This window comes from Collinsella sp. Sow4_D11 (genome assembly GCF_052116465.1).
GTDB lineage: Bacteria > Actinomycetota > Coriobacteriia > Coriobacteriales > Coriobacteriaceae > Collinsella.
In genome coordinates, this window is record NZ_JBQKLA010000018.1 from 33,654 (window position 1) to 51,360 (window position 17,707).

Below are 17,707 nucleotides of genomic sequence, written 5' to 3' on the forward strand. Positions count from 1 at the left end.
GGGATCCCTGTACTGGTGATCAGACAAGGAACCCTTCAGAATAGATGAGTCATTGTTAGGTACCTAAAAGCCTACATTTTCCCATTGATGATTAACCCAATCTTGGTTGATCTTGGGATTCTTAGTCACCTGAGCCGTACGCATGGCAACGTCCTCGGTCATAACATCCATTTTCTTTTTTGAGGTATCCACGATATCCTGCGCTCCGCGAAGTAAACGACCACGCAATTCATCATCTGTCGCAATCTTATAACCGGCAAAAGCGCCAACTGCAACAGTTGCAGCCAAAGCGACAGCAGTCAGAACTTTATTCCTCATCCTGACCTCCTTGATCAAACTGAATGATTTCGCCAAGAATGCGAGAGAGTTCCTCTTCATCCTTAAATTCAATCTCGATCTTGTTCTTGCCGCGCGAGCTCTTTACGCGAACGTTCGTGTTAAACACCTGACGCAGAACGCGTGCCGCCTTCTTAAAAGACTGAGGCGTTGCGGTTCGAGGCGTTTTTGGTGTCTCTCCGGCAGAAAACAACGGAGCAAGATTTTCTGTCGCGCGGACGGACAATCCTTCCGCAACAACCTTCTCAGCTAACTTAATGCGTGCATCTTCGTATGGAACCGCAAGAATTGCTCGAGCATGGCCAGCAGTCAGCTTACCTTCAAAGATCATCTGCTGAACAACCTCGGGAAGATCAAGCAGGCGCAGCGAATTGGTGATTGCAGAGCGAGACTTGCTAACAGCCTTCGACAATGCCTCTTGAGTCATACCACTCGCATCGATGAGCTGTCGATATCCCTTAGCCTCTTCGACGGGATTGAGATCAGAGCGTTGCAGATTTTCAATCAATGCAAGCGCAAGCATCTGTTCATCATCAACATCTTTTATGATGACAGGAACTTCCTCAAGTCCAGCGAGCTTAGAAGCCTGATAACGGCGCTCACCCGCGATAATCTCATAGCCATTACCGTGCTTGCGTACAAGAAGCGGCTGAAGAACACCATGCTCCTGAATCGACTCACTCAACTCTCGAAGCTCGGTCTCATTAAAATGAATTCTGGGTTGGTTGGGGTTTGGAACGATATCTTCGATTGGAAGTTTAGTTTTCGAAGCAATATTGGATGCGGACGTCGCAGATCCACCGGTCTCATATTCTGCTTCGGATACCAATGCATTGAGTCCGCGACCCAAACCGCCACGCTTCCTAGGACTAGGCACGCTTGATCACCTCTTTGGCAAGGTTCATATACGCCTTTGCACCCTTATTTTGCGGTGCATATGTAATTACCGGCTCACCGAACGACGGTGCTTCTGATATTTTAACCGTACGCGGAATCAAGGTCTTAAATGCCTTATCTCCAAAGTACGACTGCACTTCTTCGACAACCTGATTTGAGAGCGATGTTCGCGAATCATACATCGTCATAAGCACGCCATAGGTATCAAGGCTCTTATTTAGGCGTGTTTTGACCATCTTCATCGACTCAAGCAGCTTCGTGACACCTTCGAGTGCGTAATACTCACACTGAATCGGAATCAGAACACTGTCCGCCGCCGTTAACGCATTAATGGTCAACAAGCCAAGTGAAGGCGGACAGTCAATAAATATAAAGTCAAACTCATTCTTAACAGGCTCAAGCAGATCCTTCAAGCGTGTTTCTCGTGCAATTGCGCTTACAAGCTCAATTTCGGCACCTGCAAGCTGGATAGTAGCCGGAATTACAAACACCTTACTGCAATTTGTATCCAGAACAAGCGATTCTGCCGGAACATCATTCAGCAATGCATCATAGATGCAGTTATCGAGTTCTTCTTTTTCGATTCCAAAGCCGCTCGTGCTATTACCCTGTGGATCAAAATCGACAATCAGCGTCTTTCGACCCTGTTCACCCAGTGCTGCTGCAAGGTTTACTGCTGTGGTGGATTTACCCACACCACCCTTTTGATTGATGATTGCAATGATACGCGTGTCTTTTGCGCTCTTCGAACGCTTAACGTCGCGAAATCCCACGGTCCCTCCTGGTGTATTTTAAGCTGTTAAACGGAGGATGTTTCACGTGAAACATTCCGATTCATCATCTGTTATGTTTCACGTGAAACATAACAAGTAATTACTATCCATTATGTTTCACGTGAAACATCTAGGCAAGCGGATTCTTCTTCGCCATGCCATTAGCACGTGGAAGCGAAATAGCTGCCGGACGAGATTTTTTTAGAATGATAAACTCGCGATGACCCAAGCCATTTGGCAAATCTAAATCATCTGTCAAAAGTGTGGTGAACCCGCATATGCTAGCGGCAGTTAGACCAGACTGAAGTTCGACGTCTGACGGGTTTCCCTTAGTAATAACAAAGAGACCACTATCTATTAGAAATGGTGAAGCATACTCGACGAGAACTGGTAACGGTGCAAGTGCACGAGCAGTGACAACAGCAAACTGTTTCTTATGGCTTCGGGCATATTCTTCAAGACGATCATGAACCGCGTGAGCATGCTTGAGACCGAGAGCCTCAACAAATGAGTTGACGGCATCAACCTTCTTGCCAACCGAATCGATATAGGTAGCCCTACGTCCGCAAGCAATTGTCAAAGGGATACCAGGAAACCCAGCACCAGTACCCATGTCTAACAAAGCGCCTTCTGGAGCTATGTCTATATAGGGAAGCAACATAAGCGAATCAAGAATATGAAGAACAGCCGCATCTTCGATATTTAGGATGCGCGTAAGATTGGTGGTCTTATTAGCCTCCAAAACAAGATCAAGATGCTCAATACAGGAGCGTAGGGCATCATGGGAGACCTTCAAAGAATAGTCTTCGCAATACGAAATTAGATGACTAAGCATCTGGCTTGTCTGCTCATCGGTTAATACAAACAAGACAAACTCCTATCTGACAAAAATCAGTGTATCAAGAACTTTTGACAAAAAAAGGGGACGTGGAAACCACGCCCCCTTAAGATAAGCTCGTTTAGGTTATCGAGCAACAATCACAACATGACGATCGGGGTCAGAACCCTCAGAATGCGTGTCGACGGCATCGTTGCCGCGAAGAGCAATATGAACCAGACGGCGCTCGTAGGCATTCATGGGAGGAAGCGAAACGCTTTTGTGAGTGCGAACTGCCCGCTCGGCAGCAGACTGAGCCATAGAGGCAACCTTGTCCTGGCGGCGGCTCTTATATCCCTCGACGTCGACGACAACCGGATACCTAAAGCCAAGCTTGCGGCTCACCAACAGCGAGAACATAACCTGAAGGGCATCAAGGGTGCGACCATGACGACCAATTAGGACGGCAAGGTCGGGAGCCGTTACATCAAGAATCAGTTCGCCCTCGTCGCCCTCATACTCATCGATAGGAGAGTTGGCGGCGTCGAAATGCGAAAGGATGGAACGAAGAATAGAAATCGCAACATCGGCAATGGTGTCGAGCTCTTCATCCGTAAGCTCTTCACCAGCCTTGTAGCGCTGTGCAATCTCGAGATAATCGCCCGCGGCCTGCGGGGCAACCTCCTCAAGCATATCCTCGACGATCTCTTCAGACATAACGTACTCCAAAAGTTAGGTACCTAAATAAGATTACTATACCGCTATTTCTTCTTGTGCGGGCGCGGCTTCTTCTCGCGACGCGTGACCTCAACCTGCAGCGGGGCGTTCTTAAGACGCTCCTCCTCTTCGGCCTTAGCCTTCTCGATAACCTTCTGCGTCACAAAGATCTGCTGGATGACCTGCCAGGCAGAAGACACGTCGTAGTACAAAAGAACACCAACGGGCAGGCTCCAACCCATCCAGAGCATCATGACGGTCATGACGACGGCCATCATACGCATGCTCTGGGCCTGCTGACCAGTCTGATTGCGCGACATGTACAGCTGCGGAATCAGGGTCAGGACAGCAAACAGAATCAGGCAAACCAGCGCAGGCAGTGCGACCATAAAGCCATCGGCAAAAGAGGCACTCGGCGTGGTAGTCAGATCGGGCAGAATGTTGAAGAACGAGAAGGTGCCCTCGTTAAAGTAATGCGGCAGGTTGCGCAGAAGCGTAAACAGGGCGATGAGGATAGGCATCTGAATCAGAAGCGGCAGGCAGCCGGACAGCGGATTGAACTTGTTCTCGCTGTAGAACTTCTGCATCTCCTCGGCCTGACGTTGAGGATCGTCGGCGTAGCGCTCCTGGATCTCGAGCATCTTGGGCTGCAGCACCTGCATACGGGCCGTCGACTTGGTCGACTTGAGCATGAGCGGCGTCAGCAGCAGACGGACGATGACCACCAGGATAATGATGGACAGGCCCCAGTCGACCGCAAAGGTCTGGATGAGCTTGAGCAGCTCGAAAAGGATGTTAACGATCCAATCCCACATGTAATTTTTCCTCCGATAGCGAGTGCCCGCTAGGGCACAGGGTCATAACCGCCGACGTGCAGGGGATTGCAGCGAGCGATGCGCCTCACGGCAAGCCAGCAGCCTCTACAAACACCGTATTTCTCGATAGCCTGAACGGCGTAATGAGAACACGTTGGATAATAAATGCAGGCGTCAGGCAATAAGGGCGAAATAACCTGTTGATATATGCGAATAGGAGCGATGGCAACACGTCGCAAAACGTGATTGCTCATCGCTCCTCCCCGGCAACGCCGGCGCGTATCACAAGCGAACGCAATGCCTCGTTCATCTCCTCCGGCGACGAGATCCTCGTCTTGGGGGTCGCGAACAAGATGATGTCATAACCCGCAACGGGAAATCCGCAGCTGCGGGCGGCCTCGCGCATCACACGCTTAGAACGATTGCGCACAACTGCGCAACCGAGTCGTTTAGCACCAACGAAGGCGACCCTTCCAGAGTCGCCTTCGCCAACCGATTCACATATGGTCATTCGAATCAGAGGATGATTGAAACGACGCCCCTGACTGAACACATGCTCGAAATCTTGCCGAGACTTAATAGTCTTCATGCGAGATGTGTGTATCGCTGCTAGACAGTGAGACGCTTGCGGCCCTTGGCGCGGCGACGGGCGAGCACGGCACGACCACCCTTGGTGGCCATACGGGCACGGAAGCCATGGGTCTTGGCACGCTTACGCTTATTAGGCTGATACGTACGCTTCATCTTAAGTTCCTCCTGCTGCATTTCGAGTGTCCGCGAGGGCGCGGACGCAGATATAGACACGTGAGCTTGAAGATTGTAGGGAAATCAATGTTCAAATGTCAAGAAATCAAAGGTAAAAGGTTGCGCAGTTCACACGGTTCCGCCATAAGCCGGATGAGTTTTTGAGTATGACTCAAACTTTTCACGATATTTCACCGAGTTTTCGACAGGTCATGTTGGCAATGTTGAGAACTTTTCGCCCATTTTCCAAAGTTTTCAACATGTTTTGAAAACTTGTCGAAAGATGAGAAACATTGCGCGGTGAGCTACTATTTATCCGAAACCTTTTGAAAGATTGCGAGCGGCATGTCTGACGACTTTTACACCATGGTCGATTCCGGTGACCCGGCACCCGACAACGAGCACATCAACGGCGTACGCGAAGAGCGCGAAGAGGGCGAGCAGACATCGAAACAGACACCGAAAACCATGTATGCGGCGCGCATCGCCGTCTATGACGACATGCTTTCGACCCCGCGCGTGATCGTCATCGAGCCGCAAGACATCCGCACGTATCTGGAAGAGACGACTAACACCGTCTACCAGTGCATGAAAGAGCAAGGCGGACACATCTCACTCATGGTTATCCGCGAGATTGTCGAAAACTTTATCCACGCCCACTTTGCCGAGCCCATTATCTCGATCCTGGACGGCGGGGAAACTATCCGCTTTGCCGACCAAGGTCCGGGCATCGACGACAAAGAGCGCGCCTTCGACTTTGGCGTCACCAGCGCAAACAGCAAGATGAAGCGGTATATACGCGGCACCGGGGCAGGTTTTCCCATGGTGCAGGAATACCTGGAAAACGCCGGCGGGGCAGTCTCCATCGAAGATAACATGGGCAACGGCACCGTCGTCACGGTGAGCCTCGACCCCAAGCGCGTGCAGGAAATTGAGCGCGCGGGAGGGCGCGGGGCAGCCGTGCGCCCCGAGGCCCAGGGGTCGGAATACCCACTGCCGGGAGCATTTCCACAGCAAGCAATGATGACTCCGCAGCAAACCATGGCCGCGTCCCCACTACAACAGCCCATGGTTTCGCAGCAGATGCATCAACCCGGCATGCCGCCCATGCAGGACCCCCAGCCCGCGGGACAGACGACAACTCAAGGCTCGGCAGAGACCATGGTCCCGGCCGATTCGGATGCAGCCGCGATGCAGCAGGTGACGGGCATGCAAGGAGCTCGGCAGATGGGCTTCCAACCGTACCCGCAGGCATATCCGGGACAATATATGCCGCAGCAGGGATACTCCCAGCAATATATGCAACAGTATCCCCAGGGCTATCAGCAGCCGTATCAGCAGATGCCGCAGCCGTACCATCCCTGGGCCCAGCAGATGCCGCCGCAGCCATACCAACAGTGGCCGCAGAGTTTTCAACAGCCGATGCCAACCATGCAGAGTTCTCAACAACCAGCAGCTCAAATGATGTATCCTAATGCGGCGAATCAATACGCACAGCCGCAACCGGACGTATTTGTGAGCGAGCGCGGCAACGCGGCGCTGGGATATCTGGCTCAAAACCAAGAGTGCGGCGCCACCGACCTGGCGCGAGCATTTGGAAACTCCGCGCCCACGTGGTCACGCACACTCAATGACTTGGCGCAGGCCGGCTTGGTAATCAAACACGGTCAGAAATACCATCTGACCGAACTCGGCAGCGCTCGCGTGCGTGCCCAAAGTTAAGGAACGGGAGAGACAGTGGACGAGGAAGCAAGCATCATCCTGGAGGATGCCATCGCCTTTTGCCAGCGCGACGGCCAAGATGCACGCCTCATCAACATGTTGGGGCAATCGCGCGCCGTGAACCTGACCGAGGACACCTTGACCATCGAGGCACCGTCGCGCTTTGCCATTGCGCAGCTCAAAAAGCATCAGCCGACTATCGAGCACTACCTAGAAGAGATTGCCTTTGCGCCGATCGCGCTCAACATCGTGGCACCGCAGGGTCCCACGACAGGCGCCACAGGGGCGGCTCCGGAGACCAATGCGGGCGATGTTTCCCGTGAAACCATGCCCCACGCAACAGCCGTGCCGGTAGCAACCGCTCCCAGTGCTTCGCACATGCCCGTCGCGCACGACGCGGCGCCGTGCGAAGAACCGGGCATCGCGATCAAAAACACGCTGTCGGCCGACGATTTCCGCCGCATGATGAATCAGATGAAGGGCGTGGCACCCGCCAAGAGCGCAAAACCAGTCTCGACATCGCCTGTGAGCGTCCCCACGGCTGCGGCGCCGGGCGAGCAGAACGCCGATGGCGCACCCCTCGTGGCCAACTCAAAATTCACCTTCGAAAACTTTGTCTACGGCCCCGAAAACAGCCACGCCTATCGTTCGGCGCTTAAATTCGCCGCACTCGCAGACGAACGCGGTACTTGCACATCCCTGTTCATCTATGGCAAATCGGGCTTAGGCAAGACCCACTTGCTGCTCGCCATCAAAAACGAGCTCGCCGAGAAGTCGCCCGAGATCAAAGTGAAATACGCCAACTCACAGGCATACATCGATGATCTGATGACAGAATTCGACCGCCAAAAGAAGAGTAACGCTCCCATCATGCAGGCATACCACGGCGTGGACGTGCTCATCATCGATGACATCCAAAACATCATCGGCAAGCGCGCGAGCGTGGATTACTTTTTCCAGCTCATGGACGAGTTTATCCGCAACAACAAGAAGGTCGTGATTGCCGCAGACCGTGCGCCCAAGGATCTGAACATGGACGAGCGCCTGACCAGCCGCTTTAACGCCGGCATGCTCTGCTTGGTAGCAGAGCCCAGCTACGAGATGAAGTACAAGATTCTGCAGCGCTATTACGAGAACACGATCGCGGCGGCGCCCGAGGCGGGCGACGACTCGCTGCTGGCGGCCTACGGTGGCGACAACGGACATCTGACTGACGAGCACTTTAAACACATGGCGGAGGTATCGGGCACCAACATCCGTGAGCTCGAGAGCTTCTGCGAGCGCTGCGCCGGGGAGGCGGGCGACCGCGAGCGCGAGGGTAGCGAGCTGAGCTTCGACGACATCGATGCCATCGCCAGCCAGTACTTCGACACGTCGGCCAAAAAGATCAACGTGCAGACAGTTCAGTCTGTTATCGAGGAGCAGTACGGCGTGACGCATGAGGAGCTCATTGGTCCGCGCCGCAATGCCAATATCGCCAAGGCGCGCCATATCGCCATCTACCTAGCGATCGAGATGTGCGAGATGACAACCACCGCCGTGGGTGCGGAGTTTGGCAACCGCAACCACTCGACCGTCAGCACGAGCTACAAAAAAGTCCAGAAGATGATCCAGGAAGACCGGACCGTGACCGAGGACCTCAAATCGCTACGAGACAAAATTACACTGCGCTCGTAGGGAAATAGGCACACCTGTTGAAAACTTGTCGAAACCGCGGGCATAAGGTGTCTAAAACCCAGCCCGCTCCGATGAAAAGTTTTGCGCAGGTTTTGAACGTGGAAAACGACCCCTGTTGCACACAGGGAACTGTCGATTCTCTTTTTGGGTTTGACCTGCATGTTTGGGAGTAATCAACAGTTTCGTCAGTACTATTACTATTATTAAGATATTTATATCTATAGAAAGGTATTAAAAGATGAAGTTCACCGTCAGCCAGAGCTCGCTTACGCAAGCAATCGGCGTCGTCATGAAGGGTGTCGCTTCGGCATCCACCCTCCCTATTCTGTCGGGCGTGCTCATCAAGGCACAAGACGGCATCTTGGAATTCCAGACCTCTAACTACACTATCTCGATTCGTCACCGCATCGCGGCACATGTGGAAGAGGAAGGTGAGATGGTAATCCCCTGCAAGATGCTCTCCAACATCACCAAGACCCTTCCCGATGCCCCAGTTACCTTTGAGCTTTCGGAGCGCCAGGTGCTGATCGGTTGCGAGAAGAGTTCCTTCCGCCTGAATACGCTCGATGCCAACGATTTCCCCGAGTTCCCGGCCTATGCCATCGAGAGCGCCGTTGAGCTCCCGACCGACATTCTGTCCGAGATGGTCAGCCGCGTGTGGCGCGTCACCTCGACCGACAAGGCCCGCCCCATCCTGGGCGGTGTGCATATGAGAGTCGAAAACAACACCGTGCGCCTGGTGGCGACCGACTCCTTCCGTCTGGCCGTGTGCGATACGCAGGTGGAGACCTCGACGCTCGAGGGCTCCTTTGAGCTCAACGTGCCGGCCGATGCCTTCAACGACGCCCTGAGCATCATGGCGAGCCAGGCGACCATTATGATCGGTGCCACCGACACCCAGGTTGTCTTTGAAGCCGGCAACACCACCTACGTGTCGCGCCGCATAGAGGGTGTGTATCCCAACTACAAGCAGCTCATCCCCGATTCGTGCGTAACGAGCGTCAAGATCGACGTGGCGGCTTTTAATGCCGCCCTCAAGCGCGTGGCGGTCATCGCGAGCGCCAACCCCGCCGTCAAGTTTGAGATCGATGTCGAGAACGGCCAGATGGGCCTTTCCTCCATCTCCAATGACCAGGATCTGGCGCAGGAGACGATCGATGTCGAGGCCGAGGGCGAGTCGGGCACCATTGCCTTTAACTACCACTACATCTTTGGCTGTCTCAACGCCCTGTCCAAGGAGAAGGAGATCACGCTGGAGCTCAAGAGCTACTCGCAGGCCGGCATCTTTAAGTCCTACGACAAGATCAACTATCTGTACCTGGTCATGCCGGTGCGCATCTAGCGGCGCCCTATGGCCATGTTCGCCCGCGATCTTTCCGTCGCGCGCTACCGCAGCTTCGATAGCTATCGCCTGGAACTGGGCGATGGCGTGACGGTGCTCGCGGGGCCCAACGCGGCGGGAAAGACCAACCTCATAGAGGCGCTGCAGCTGCTAACGAGCGGCGCCTCGTTTAGGCATTCCACTGCCGTCGAGCTTGTGCACGACGGCACGGGTTTGTGCAAGGCCGAGCTTAGGCTCGAGGGCGATGGCCGCGTGCTGGACATGGGCCTATGCGTGGAGGACGGTAAGCGTTCGTTTAGCCGCAACGGCAAGCGATGTGCCGCCTCTGGCGTGCGCGGCGTGCTGCCGAGTGTTTTGTTCTGCCCCGATCATCTGGATATGGTTAAGCGTGGTGCCAGCGTGCGTCGCGCCGCGCTCGACGACTTTGGCGTGCAGCTGAGCGCCCGCTATGCCGATCTGGCAAGCGCCTACGGCCGCTGCGTGACGCAGCGCAACGCCCTGCTCAAAGAGACATGGTGCTGTCGCGAGATGCTCGGTGCGTGGAATGAGTCGATTGCCCGCGCCGGATCGGCCCTGCTGGTGCACCGCTTGGCCCTGCTCGATCGCTTGGACGCCCACGTGCGCAATGCCTACGGGCTGGTTGCGTCCGGGGAGGAGGCCGATGTGGCCTATGCGTCCACGTTGGGAGAGCTCCCCCAGACCGATGACCGCGAGGAGCTGAGGGGCTGGGCATACGAGCACATGCTCGCGGCGCTCGACGAGCGCGCCGACGAGGAAATCCGCCGCGGCGTGACACTCGTGGGTCCGCACCGCGACGAGATTGAGTTTTCGGTCGCCGGCCGTTCGGCTCGCTCGTTTGCCAGTCAGGGTCAGCAACGTACGTTGGTTCTGGCTTGGAAGGTGGCCGAGGTGGCCGTAGCCCGCGATATTCTGGGTACCGCCCCGCTGCTGCTTTTGGACGACGTGATGAGCGAGCTCGACGGCGATCGCCGCGCCGCTTTTTTGCAGCTGATCGGCGACGACATCCAGACAGTCATAACCACCACCAATTTGGGATACTTTACCGATGAGTTACTTGATCGAGCCAAGGTGGTGAGCATGGGTGAGGCATGCTAATTACGAGCGTGAGAACGGCACGGCTGCCTTCAGTGACTTTTTGGGTGCCGAGCGCCAGCGCATCTTGGCGTCGGCTACGCCCGAGCGTCGTGCGCAAATGGAGGCCGCCGAGGAATCGCGCGCGGTCTACCGTGCTTGGAACGCGGTGTGCTCGGGCACGCGCGAGGGCCGGCACGTGACGGGGCTGCGTTATTTTCCCGAGTCCAACGAGCTGCTGGTGTATCTCGATTCGCCCTCGTGGACACAGGAGATGACACTTTTGCGCGAGATAATCCGCGCACGCATGGAGCGTGCCGGCGCGCATGTGGATGGCCTGGTATTTAAGACGACCCGCCCCGGCCACACGCCGCCCGCGGCAAAAGAGCGCCTGCGCCCGGTCGCGCCCGAGCGCCCGCCCGCGCCGCATGCCGACCTGAATGAAGCCGAGCGCGCCGAGATCGAGCGCCAGGTGTCGCCCATCGAAGACCAAAAACTGCGTGAGGCCCTCCAGAACGCCATGAGGGCCAGTGCCGAGTGGGCCAAGGGCGTGCAAAGCAAAAAAGAGTCTTAAATCGCATCTGGTGGCCTTGTATAGGCAAATACCCTCGTCCCCGAGGGTATTTTTTACGATAAAATAGTAAGGCTATACAGATTTTCTTAACCGAAGGAGGACGTGTGGCAAACGAAAACGATTACGATGGCGGCGAAATTAAGATCCTCGAGGGTCTCGAAGCCGTCCGTAAGCGCCCGGGCATGTATATCGGCTCGACGAGCGCCAGCGGTCTGCACCACCTGGTGTGGGAGATCGTTGACAACTCCGTCGACGAGGCCATGGCCGGTTTCTGCACCGAGATTCAGGTGACGGTCCACGCCGACAACTCCATTACGGTCGTCGATAACGGGCGCGGCATCCCCGTCGACGAGCACCCTGTCAAAAAGATTCCGACGCTCGAGGTCGTCATGACGATCCTTCACGCCGGCGGTAAGTTCGATAACTCGGCCTATAAGGTTTCCGGCGGCCTGCACGGCGTGGGCATCTCCGTTGTCAACGCACTGTCCAAGCGTGTGGTCGTGCAGGTGCGCCGCGACGGCAATATCTACGAGATGGAATTCTCGCGCGGCAAGACCGTTAAGAAGATGGAGGTCGTGGGCGCCTCGGATTCGACGGGCACCACCGTCTCCTTCTGGCCCGACGACGAGATCTTCGAGACCTGCGTCTACGATTTCGATACACTGCACAATCGTCTGCAAGAGACGGCGTTTCTCAACAAGAACCTCAAGATCGTGCTGACTGACGAGCGTGAGGCGGCTCCCCGCGTGGAGGAGTTTTGCTACGAGGGCGGCATCATCGACTTCGTCAAGTTCCTCAACGACGGCAAGGACGTCCCCGAGGCCTTTAAGGAGCCCATCTACATTGAGGGCAAATCGGACCCGGATGCGCCCGTGGCCAAGATGGGCGAGGTCGAGGTGTCCCTGCAGTGGAACGCCGGTTATGGCGAGAACGTCATGTCGTTTGCCAACGACATCTACACCCCCGAGGGCGGCATGCACCTTGAGGGCTTCCGCACCGCCCTCACCCGCGTGATTAACGATTACGCCCGCAAGCAGAACCTGCTTAAGGAGAAAGAGGCCAACCTGAGCGGTGACGACGTGCGCGAGGGTCTCTCGGCCGTCATCTCGGTCAAGCTGCCCGATCCGCAGTTTGAGGGCCAGACCAAGGCCAAGCTCGGTAGTTCCTACATGCGCGCGCTTACGCTCAAGATTGTGACCGACGGTCTTGCCGACTACCTTGAGGAGCACCCCAAGCCCGCCCGCGAGATCGTCAAGAAGGCGCAGCAGGCCTGCAAGGCCCGCAACGCCGCCCGCAAGGCGCGCGAGGCGACCCGTCGCAAGAGCCTGCTCGAGACGGCGTCGCTGCCCGGCAAACTCGCCGACTGCTCGGTGCGCGATGCCGAGCTGACCGAGCTCTTTATCGTAGAGGGCGACTCGGCAGGCGGTTCGGCCAAGGACGGCCGCCGCCGAGACATCCAGGCGATTCTGCCCCTGCGCGGCAAGATTCTGAACGTCGAGCGCGTGGGCGACCATCGTGCGTTCTCGAGCGACACCATCCAGTCGTTGATCACCGCGATCGGTTGTGGCGTCACGACGAGCGCCGGCGACGGCGGCGACTTCGATATCACCAAGGCGCGCTACCACAAGATCATCATCATGACCGATGCAGATGTCGACGGTGCGCATATCCGCATCCTGCTGCTGACGTTCTTCTACAAGTACATGCGTCCGCTGATCGATGCTGGCTATGTCTATGTTGCCTGCCCGCCCATCTTTGGCATTAAGGTGCGCAACAAGATCCACTACGTGTATCCCAACGGCCGACAGCCCGAAGACGAGATTCTGCGCGACACCATTCAGAGCCTGGGCCTGAACCCCGACGACAACGACGAGGACGGCAAGGCCAAGGATGGCAAGATCAACAAGAAGCGCAAGGGCTATACCGTCCAGCGCTACAAGGGCCTGGGTGAGATGGACCCCAAGCAGCTTGCCTCGACGACGATGGACCCCAAGACCCGCATTTTGCAGCGCGTGACGATCGAGGATGCCGTGGTGGCGGACCGTGCCGTACGCGAGCTCATGGGTTCCGAGGTGGGCTATCGCCGCGAGTACATTGAAAAGCATGCGCATGATGCACGCTTCTTAGATGCCTAACCTGTTCGGCTTTCCCAGCCACCGCACCTTCGCCCTCAATCGTCGGTCGCGTACCCAAGTACGCTTCCCTCCTCTTTCGGGCGAATCTGCGGCACCTGGAAAAGCCGTCTCCGTGGTAGGGAACTAATGGACCACGCAAACCATGAGGAGGTAACGTGGCAGACGATATCAACAACAACGAGGGTATGGACGAGGCCGGCGACGCCGGTATGCCCGATGATCTGAAGCGCCTGCTCGCCCGCGCCGAGCAGGGCGAGGACGGCGATCCGGATTCCTACAACCCCGATGTCGAGGATGAAGAGGAAGAGGATGACGACGCCGAGCTCGAGGAAAGCTTTGGCGCGGTCGATCGCGGTGCCTCGGCCGGCGAGGACATCAACGGCGGCCAGCTCCAGATTTCGGAGTTTGGCCGCGAGATGAAGCAGTCGTTTATCGAGTACTCGATGTCGGTCATTACGGCACGCGCCCTGCCGGACGTGCGCGACGGCTTAAAGCCGGTGCACCGCCGCATCCTGTACGCCATGAACGAGAGCGGCATCTACCCCAACCGCCCGCACAAGAAGTCGGCCTGGACGGTCGGCGAAGTTATCGGTAAGTACCACCCCCACGGCGACTCCGCGGTCTATGAGACCATGGTTCGTCTGGCGCAGTGGTTCTCCATGCGCACGCCGCTTATCGACGGCCACGGCAACTTTGGCAACATCGACGGCGACGGTGCCGCAGCTATGCGTTACACCGAGAGCCGTCTGGCAAAGCCCGCCATGGAGCTGCTCCGCGACCTGCAGAAGGATACCGTCGACTGGCAGCCCAACTACGACGAGTCGCTCGCCGAGCCCGTGGTACTGCCCGCACGCTTCCCCAACCTGCTGGTTAACGGCAGCCAAGGCATCGCTGTAGGCATGGCCACCAATATCGCCCCGCATAATCTCACCGAGGCGATCGAGGCCACCTGCTACCTGATCGACAACCCCGACGCCACCGTCGATGAGCTCATGCAGATTATGCCCGGCCCGGACTTTCCCACCGGTGCCATCATCATGGGTAGCGCCGGCATTAGGCAGAGCTACGAGACCGGCCGCGGTTCCATCACCGTGCGCGCCAAGGCCCATGTGGAGTCCACCAAGACCGGCCGCAGCCGCCTGGTCTTTACCGAGATTCCCTACATGGTCAACAAGGGCACCCTTCAGGAGAAAATCGCCCAGCTCGTAAACGACAAGCGCATCGAGGGCATCTCGGACATGCGCGACGAGTCTAACCAAAAGGGCATCCGTCTGGTCATTGAGCTCAAGAAGGGCGTTATCCCGCAGGTCGTACTTAACAACCTGTATAAGTACACCTCGCTGCAGACCACCTTTGGTGCCAACAATCTGGCGCTCGTCAATGGCGTTCCTAAATGCCTGAGCCTGCGCGAGATGCTGCAACACTACATCGACCACCAGGTCGACGTAGTCACCCGCCGCACCCACTTTGACCTTAAAAAGGCCCAGGCCCGTGCACATATCCTTGAGGGCTACCTTATGGCCCTCGACCATATCGACGAGGTCATTAGCATCATCCGCTCCTCGCAGACCGATTCCGAGGCCAGCAGCCGCCTGATTGAGCGTTTTGGCTTTACCCCCGAGCAGACCACGGCCATCCTCGAGATGAAGCTGCGTCGCCTGACCGGCCTGGAGCGCGACAAGATCCAGGAAGAGCTGGACGGCCTGCGCCGTGCTATCGCCTACTACGAGGACCTGCTGACGCACGAGGAGAAGATTCTGGGCGTCATCAAGGAAGAGATGCGCGAGATCTCCAAGAAGTTTGGCGACAAGCGCCGTACCGAGATCAGCCAGGTCGAGAAGGATCTGGATGTCGAGGATCTCATCGCCGACGAGGACATGGTCGTGACCATCACCCACACCGGCTATGTGAAGCGTATCCCGGTGGCCGCTTACCGCGCCCAGAAGCGCGGCGGCAAGGGCGTGTCGGGCGTCAACCTTAAAGAGGACGACGTTATCGACGAGATGTTTATCGCGTCCACCCACGAGTATGTGCTGTTCTTCTCGAGCAAGGGCAAGGTCTACCGTCTGAAGGTGCACGAGCTGCCGGTTGGTACGCGCCAGGCGCGCGGCACCGCGATCGTCAACCTGCTTCCCTTTGAGGAGGGCGAGAAGATCGCGAGCGTCATTAGCTGTCGTGAGTTCCCCGCCGATGAGTACCTGATGTTTGCCACCAAGAACGGCATGGTCAAGAAGACCGTGATGAGCGCCTATGATCGCAGCCGCCGCGATGGACTCATCGCCATCAACCTGAGGGACGACGACGCGCTGCTCACCGTGCGCCGCGTACGCGAGGGCGACAAGATCATTATGGCCACCACTGCGGGCAAGGCGATCATGTTCCCCGAGGACCAGGTTCGCGCTACCGGCCGCGACACCAGCGGTGTCCGCGGCATTGGCATGAAGGACGGCGTGAGTGTCCTGGGCATGGAGGTCACCAACGGCGAGGGCGACCTGTTTGTCATTACCGAGTGCGGCTACGGCAAGCGCACGCCGGTCTCGGATTATCCGGAGCAAAACCGCGGCGGCCAGGGTGTCTACACCATCCAAATGACCGAGCGCAAGGGCAACCTTGCGGCCATGAAGGCGGTCGGCCCGCAGCATGAGCTGTTTATCGTGACGGAGGGCGCGACGGTCATTCGCGTCAAGACCGACGAGATCAGCCAGACCGGTCGAACCACGCAGGGTGTCAAGATGATGACCGTAAGCGATGACGACCGCGTGTGCGCCGTTGCCCGCATGACGGCCGCCGAAGAGAAGCCCGAGGGCGAAAGTACCGAGACCGCAGACGTCACCGAAGAGGCCCCAGTCGACCTAGGCGACGGCAACGACATGCCAGAGGATCTCCTAGACGAGTAAGAGGACCTAGCTGGTAAAAATCATCAGACCCCATATATCGGCGGTCGGCGCGCAGTGCGCCGACCGCTTTTTTGACAATCTTTGAACCCCACGCCGGCCCCGGCTGCCCGGCGGCATGCGAAGTCGATCGCGAGTTCCGCATGAGCCGGAGAGCACTTAATGTGCTCTCCGTGCGAGCAGGACTGTCCGAGCAGGCGACTTCTCATGCCGCCGGGCAGCCGGGGCCGACACCCTTCAAAGATTTTCAAAAAAGTTGTTGACGTGCGCGTAACGACTCGTCTAATATATCCCTTGCGCGATGGACCTGTAGCTCAGTTGGTTAGAGCGTCCGGCTGATAACCGGGAGGTCACAAGTTCGAATCTTGTCAGGTCCACCACTTTCTTTCGCAATAAACACCCCAGCGAGAGCCGAGTCGCCGCTGGGGTGTTTATTACTGTCTCCGTGGGGGTTTAGCTCAGCTGGGAGAGCGCGGGCTTTGCAAGCCTGAGGTCAGGGGTTCGATCCCCCTAACCTCCACCATGATGGACCTGTAGCTCAGTTGGTTAGAGCGTCCGGCTGATAACCGGGAGGTCACAAGTTCGAATCTTGTCAGGTCCACCATCTAAAACGTAAAGAGCCCCGGGGCATTGCCTCGGGGCTTTTTTCTTACCCGTTGGAGCAGTTAATTTGGGACGGGGCTTTTTTGGCTACCCTGTTCTGCGCAGCCTCAGTTTCTAGACCTGCCGCTGGGTAGCTAAAAAAGCCCCGTCCCAAATTAACGGTTGATTTCCGATCTCAGCCGAACACATTGAGCTGACGGCACGCTCCCGCAGTCAACCGAACGCCCCCGCGGCCCCTCTCGGGCCCCGGGGGCGGCATTTTCCCAGTTGAAGGAATGGTGGAGATGTGTTTCGATGGGTCCGGTGGCCATGCCCCGCCCGCCGCCCGGCACCTCTTCCCAGACTCAGCCGGACGGTCGGTCCGTCTATTCCGTTTTTTCTCCTAGGCTAGGCCAGCGGGGCATCGCCCCTCTCTGCGCGCGCCCTCTCGATGAGCCCCGGCGTCAGGTCGAGATCGCCGAGCGGCACGTCCCCCACGCCGTAGGCGTCCAGCAGCGCCGCCGCGTCCTCCCCGAGCATCGCCCTGAAGGCGCGCGCGGGCGTCGCGAAGCCGAGCGCGCCGCGGGGCT

Annotated in this window: 16 protein-coding genes, 3 tRNA genes and 1 pseudogene; 10 read left to right on the plus strand and 10 right to left on the minus strand. The window is 57.1% G+C overall.

Translation table 11 applies throughout. From position 1 onward, the window contains the following. Window positions 1-63 precede the first annotated feature (63 nt). From ACTQ40_RS08075 to rpmH, 9 genes are all read right to left on the minus strand, one after another. Window positions 64-318 carry a hypothetical protein gene (locus ACTQ40_RS08075; protein WP_441563794.1) on the minus strand — a complete coding sequence of 85 codons (255 nt, stop codon included), beginning with the start codon at window positions 316-318 and terminating at the stop codon, window positions 64-66. Continuing rightward, window positions 308-1,186, minus strand: a complete 879-nt coding sequence (locus ACTQ40_RS08080) for a ParB/RepB/Spo0J family partition protein (RefSeq protein WP_441563796.1) — start codon at window positions 1,184-1,186, stop codon at window positions 308-310. The genes ACTQ40_RS08075 and ACTQ40_RS08080 overlap by 11 nt, the downstream gene beginning before the upstream one ends. Before the next feature lie 19 nt (window positions 1,187-1,205). Beyond that, the gene (locus ACTQ40_RS08085; RefSeq protein ID WP_441563798.1) at window positions 1,206-2,006 is read right to left on the minus strand and encodes a ParA family protein; all 801 of its coding nucleotides are present in this window, start codon (window positions 2,004-2,006) and stop codon (window positions 1,206-1,208) included. A 130-nt stretch (window positions 2,007-2,136) separates the two neighbouring features. Continuing rightward, a complete protein-coding gene (gene rsmG / locus ACTQ40_RS08090) occupies window positions 2,137-2,874 on the minus strand; it encodes a 16S rRNA (guanine(527)-N(7))-methyltransferase RsmG (protein WP_441563800.1) in 738 nt (245 codons plus the stop codon). Window positions 2,875-2,970: 96 nt separating this feature from the next. Beyond that, window positions 2,971-3,540 (minus strand): Jag family protein, encoded by a 570-nt coding sequence (locus ACTQ40_RS08095; RefSeq protein ID WP_154516793.1) that lies wholly within the window; start codon window positions 3,538-3,540, stop codon window positions 2,971-2,973. A gap of 44 nt (window positions 3,541-3,584) precedes the next feature. Continuing rightward, a complete protein-coding gene (locus tag ACTQ40_RS08100; RefSeq protein ID WP_427717906.1) occupies window positions 3,585-4,355 on the minus strand; it encodes a YidC/Oxa1 family membrane protein insertase in 771 nt (256 codons plus the stop codon). 29 nt (window positions 4,356-4,384) lie between these two features. Further along, a complete protein-coding gene (yidD, locus tag ACTQ40_RS08105; RefSeq protein WP_154516787.1) occupies window positions 4,385-4,609 on the minus strand; it encodes a membrane protein insertion efficiency factor YidD in 225 nt (74 codons plus the stop codon). Next, a complete protein-coding gene (gene rnpA, locus ACTQ40_RS08110) occupies window positions 4,606-4,944 on the minus strand; it encodes a ribonuclease P protein component (protein ID WP_154516785.1) in 339 nt (112 codons plus the stop codon). The genes yidD and rnpA overlap by 4 nt, the downstream gene beginning before the upstream one ends. A gap of 20 nt (window positions 4,945-4,964) precedes the next feature. Then, a complete protein-coding gene (gene rpmH, locus ACTQ40_RS08115; protein ID WP_019127408.1) occupies window positions 4,965-5,099 on the minus strand; it encodes a 50S ribosomal protein L34 in 135 nt (44 codons plus the stop codon). Window positions 5,100-5,444: 345 nt separating this feature from the next. On the opposite strand from rpmH, the gene ACTQ40_RS08120 reads away from it, so the two are divergent. From ACTQ40_RS08120 to ACTQ40_RS08165, 10 genes are all read left to right on the plus strand, one after another. After that, window positions 5,445-6,821 carry an ATP-binding protein gene (locus tag ACTQ40_RS08120; protein WP_441563802.1) on the plus strand — a complete coding sequence of 459 codons (1,377 nt, stop codon included), beginning with the start codon at window positions 5,445-5,447 and terminating at the stop codon, window positions 6,819-6,821. Between the two features lie 15 nt (window positions 6,822-6,836). Beyond that, entirely contained in the window at window positions 6,837-8,498 is a 1,662-nt protein-coding gene (locus ACTQ40_RS08125; RefSeq protein WP_441563804.1) for a DnaA ATPase domain-containing protein, read from the plus strand. A gap of 238 nt (window positions 8,499-8,736) precedes the next feature. Continuing rightward, window positions 8,737-9,840 carry a DNA polymerase III subunit beta gene (gene dnaN, locus ACTQ40_RS08130; RefSeq protein WP_427748154.1) on the plus strand — a complete coding sequence of 368 codons (1,104 nt, stop codon included), beginning with the start codon at window positions 8,737-8,739 and terminating at the stop codon, window positions 9,838-9,840. Window positions 9,841-9,849: 9 nt separating this feature from the next. Next, window positions 9,850-10,956: a DNA replication/repair protein RecF gene (gene recF, locus ACTQ40_RS08135; protein ID WP_441563806.1), complete on the plus strand. Its 1,107-nt coding sequence runs from the start codon at window positions 9,850-9,852 to the stop codon at window positions 10,954-10,956. After that, a complete protein-coding gene (locus tag ACTQ40_RS08140) occupies window positions 10,943-11,506 on the plus strand; it encodes a DciA family protein (RefSeq protein ID WP_441563808.1) in 564 nt (187 codons plus the stop codon). Before recF ends, ACTQ40_RS08140 begins: the two co-directional genes overlap by 14 nt. Window positions 11,507-11,610: 104 nt before the next feature. Then, window positions 11,611-13,641: a DNA topoisomerase (ATP-hydrolyzing) subunit B gene (gene gyrB / locus ACTQ40_RS08145; RefSeq protein ID WP_441563810.1), complete on the plus strand. Its 2,031-nt coding sequence runs from the start codon at window positions 11,611-11,613 to the stop codon at window positions 13,639-13,641. A gap of 185 nt (window positions 13,642-13,826) precedes the next feature. Next, complete coding sequence (gyrA, locus tag ACTQ40_RS08150) at window positions 13,827-16,538, plus strand: DNA gyrase subunit A (RefSeq protein ID WP_441563814.1); 2,712 nt, start codon at window positions 13,827-13,829, stop codon at window positions 16,536-16,538. Between the two features lie 300 nt (window positions 16,539-16,838). Then, window positions 16,839-16,915, plus strand: a tRNA-Ile gene (locus ACTQ40_RS08155). 67 nt (window positions 16,916-16,982) lie between these two features. After that, window positions 16,983-17,058, plus strand: a tRNA-Ala gene (locus ACTQ40_RS08160). A 4-nt stretch (window positions 17,059-17,062) separates the two neighbouring features. Next, window positions 17,063-17,139, plus strand: a tRNA-Ile gene (locus ACTQ40_RS08165). A 386-nt stretch (window positions 17,140-17,525) separates the two neighbouring features. Here ACTQ40_RS08165 and ACTQ40_RS08170 read toward each other — a convergent pair. Then, window positions 17,526-17,707 (minus strand): annotated as a pseudogene (locus ACTQ40_RS08170) (IS30 family transposase); the annotation flags it as partial.